General features: G+C 64.1%; 5 protein-coding genes. 1 reads left to right on the top strand and 4 read right to left on the bottom strand.

Translation table 11 applies throughout. From position 1 onward, the window contains the following. Positions 1 to 588, bottom strand: a 588-nt coding sequence (gene lpxA / locus AC1D00_RS34060; protein ID WP_477013688.1) for an acyl-ACP--UDP-N-acetylglucosamine O-acyltransferase, incomplete at its 3' end; no start/stop codon positions are given. Positions 589 to 763: 175 nt separating this feature from the next. On the opposite strand from lpxA, the gene AC1D00_RS34065 reads away from it, so the two are divergent. Further along, positions 764 to 1,087 carry a KTSC domain-containing protein gene (locus tag AC1D00_RS34065; protein WP_477013689.1) on the top strand — a complete coding sequence of 108 codons (324 nt, stop codon included), beginning with the start codon at positions 764 to 766 and terminating at the stop codon, positions 1,085 to 1,087. 25 nt (positions 1,088 to 1,112) lie between these two features. Here AC1D00_RS34065 and fabZ read toward each other — a convergent pair whose 3' ends face one another. The 3 genes from fabZ to AC1D00_RS34080 all read right to left on the bottom strand — a co-directional run. Next, positions 1,113 to 1,574 (bottom strand): 3-hydroxyacyl-ACP dehydratase FabZ, encoded by a 462-nt coding sequence (gene fabZ / locus AC1D00_RS34070; RefSeq protein WP_477013690.1) that lies wholly within the window; start codon positions 1,572 to 1,574, stop codon positions 1,113 to 1,115. Further along, entirely contained in the window at positions 1,571 to 2,638 is a 1,068-nt protein-coding gene (lpxD, locus tag AC1D00_RS34075; protein WP_477013691.1) for a UDP-3-O-(3-hydroxymyristoyl)glucosamine N-acyltransferase, read from the bottom strand. The genes fabZ and lpxD overlap by 4 nt, the downstream gene beginning before the upstream one ends. A 137-nt stretch (positions 2,639 to 2,775) precedes the next feature. Then, a partial coding sequence (locus AC1D00_RS34080; protein WP_477013692.1) for a BamA/TamA family outer membrane protein occupies positions 2,776 to 3,043 on the bottom strand: 268 nt, incomplete at its 5' end.

Below are 3,043 nucleotides of genomic sequence, written 5' to 3' on the forward strand. Positions count from 1 at the left end.
GATCAGGTTGAGGCCCTCAAGCACGGCATACTGGCCATTGACCAGCCCGAACGGAATGATGTCGTCGCGTACGCCACACACACCGCCCACCATGACCTGCGGCCCGATGCGCGTGAACTGGTGCACCGCGGACAGGCCGCCGATGAAGACGAAGTCGCCGATCTCGCAGTGACCGCCGAGCGTCGCCGAGGTCGCGAAGATCACGTCATTGCCGACATGGCAGTCATGGCCGACATGGCTGCAATTCATGAAGTAGCCGCGATCGCCGACCGTGGTGATGCCGCCGCCGGCGACGGTGCCGGCATTCATGGTCACGGATTCGCGGATAGTGCAGCCCGAGCCGATCTTGAGCTTCGTCAGCTCGCCACGGTAGCTGAGCGACTGCGGTGGCGTGCCGAGCGAGGCAAAGGGATAGATGGTGCAATCATCGCCGATGGTGGTCTGCGCCGTGACATGCACATGTCCGATCAGCTTGCAGTTCGCGCCGATCACGGCATTGGGGCCGATGATGCAGTAGGGGCCGATCTCGGTACCCTCGCCGATCACGGCGCCGTCCTCGACCCGTGCGGTGGGATCAATCTTGCTCATCAAGCAATCTAACTCGTCAAGAAGGTCTGGTTATGTGTTGAAGTCGCTTGGTTTTCCGCTGGTTAGCCCGACTATGCCCGATCTGTCCAGTGACGTATCATCTCGGCGTGTTTCACGTGCCGGATGCGGCGGCCTTCGCGGCCCATCAACACGTTCATGCGGAGCTTCAGGTATCGTGGTCAGGGCCCTGGCAATGCTGCTCGCACAGCTGGCGACCGCACCGCTCGTCTCCGAGACGGTGGAGACCGGCGGACACCGCCCCGTCGACCTCGCGACATTCGAATGCCGCGACATCACCCGCAGCACGGTGCTTCAGCGTGTCTGCTACGACCGCGCACAACAGGACCTGATCGTCGCGATCAACGGCGCATATGACCGTTATTGCGGCGTGGGTCCCGATACGGTCGACGGCCTCCTGGGCGCGCCGTCCATGGGCCAGTTCTTCAACCGGAATATCAGACGCGCGGCACCGGGCAGCCGCTACGATTGCGGCGCGTGAGCCCGCCCTGCGGACCGTAAGCCGCTCAGTCCGTCAGCATGGCGCCGACGTCGGCTTCCGCGACGACCTGGCCGTTGACCTTGGCATCGCCGTGAAACCACCACATGGTCTTGCGGCGGCCGAGCGAGCGCATGTGATACTCGATGGTATCGCCGGGCAGCACGGGCTTGCGGAACTTGCACTTGTCGATGGTGAGGAAATAGACCGCGCGCGGTTTCTCGGTGCCCTCGACCGACTTGATGCCGATCACGCCCGCCGTCTGCGCCATCGCCTCGATCATCATCACGCCGGGATAGACCGGGCGCTCGGGGAAATGTCCCTGGAAGGCCGGCTCGTTGAAGGTGACGTTCTTGATGCCGATGCCGCTGTAATCGGCGCGGATGCTGATCACGCGATCGATCAGCAGCATCGGAAAGCGGTGCGGCAGCGTCTGGAGGATCGCGTTGATGTCCACCAGCTCGAACCTAACAGGTGATTCCTCCGTCATTCCCGTCCCTCGTCCTTCGGATCGGCCTTGCTGTCGCGTACCAGGCGCTCCACCGCGATGATCTCCTTGAACCACTGCTTGGTCGGCTTGGCAAAAAAACCACCCCAGCGTCCGTTCGGCGGGATGTCATCCTTGACGCCGCTCATCGCGGTGACCTGGGCCCCGTCGCCGATCTTGAGGTGATTGTTGATGCCAACCTTTGCTCCCAGCGCCACGTTGTCGCCGATGGTCAGACTGCCGGCCAGCCCGATCTGGGCCGCCAGCAGGCAATTCCGGCCGATCGTCACATTGTGGCCGATCTGGACCTGGTTGTCGATTTTGGTGCCCTCGCCGATCACCGTGTCGCGCAGGGAACCGCGATCGATGGTGGTGCCGGCGCCGACCTCCACATTGTTCTGGATCAGCACGCGCCCGGTCTGCGGCACCTTCAGGTGCCCCTCGGGGCCGAAGAAGATGAAGCCGTAGCCGTCCTGGCCGATCGAGCAGCCCGGGTGGATCAGCACGTTGTTGCCGATCAGGGCACACTGGATGGCGGTACGGGCGCCGACATTGCAGTCCCGGCCGATCTTGACGCCGGGGCCGATCACGGCGCCGACGCCGACCACCGTGCCGCTGCCGATCTCGACATCCGCACCGATGACCGCAAGCGGGTCGACGACCACACCGTCCTCGAGGCGCGCCGTGGGATCGATGATGGCTGACGGCGCGATGCCGTCATTGCCGACCCAGGATTGCGGCCTCAGCGCGTCGCCGTGCCATTCCCGCGCGATCCTGACGAAGGCGCGGAACGGCTGCGCCGCCCGCAGCACGGCGACGTGCGCGGGCACCTGAGCCTCGAAGCGCGGACTGACCAGGCACGCACCCGCTCTGGTCGTCTTGAGCTGATCGGCATATTTCAGGTTGTCGAAGAACGCCAGATGCATCGGGCCGGCTTCGTCGAGCGAAGCCAGGCCCGTGATGACGTGATCGCCCCTGGTGGGGTCGACCAGCAGCGTCTTTGTCAGCGTGGCAATATCGGCCAGCGCCGTCGCAGGCGGCTTTGTGAAGAAGGTCGGCTGCGCCATTCCACCCCGTCGTGGTCCGGCTTCGGCATGAAGCGGCCAAGCCGCATCATGCCTCATCTCCCGGATTGAGCACGAACTTTTTGGAGACCGGCCCCCAGGGGAAACCCAAGGGGCCGGATCATGCTCTGCTGATCGAATTAGAACGAGGTGCCGCCGCCGAACCGGAACTCCTGGGTGCGGTCATACTTGCCCTTGCTGAGCGGCACGGCGTAGTCGAAGCGCAGCGGACCGAACGGCGACTGCCAGATCAGGCCGACACCGACCGACGAGCGGATCACCTTGCTGTCGTCGTAGACGAGGCCGGTACAGGTTCCGGCACTCGACGGATTGACGGTCGACGGAATACAGCCAGGCGCGTTGACTTCGTTGGTCACCGTCCAGCTCGTCGKTCCCCTGTAGTCATAC

This window comes from Bradyrhizobium sp. P2_E8 (assembly GCF_056403875.1).

Coding starts and splice junctions, on each gene's coding strand:
- fabZ (WP_477013690.1), bottom strand. CDS start 1,574: ATGACGGAGGAATCACCTGTTAGGTTCGAGCTGGTGGACATCAACGCG.
- lpxD (WP_477013691.1), bottom strand. CDS start 2,638: ATGGCGCAGCCGACCTTCTTCACAAAGCCGCCTGCGACGGCGCTGGCC.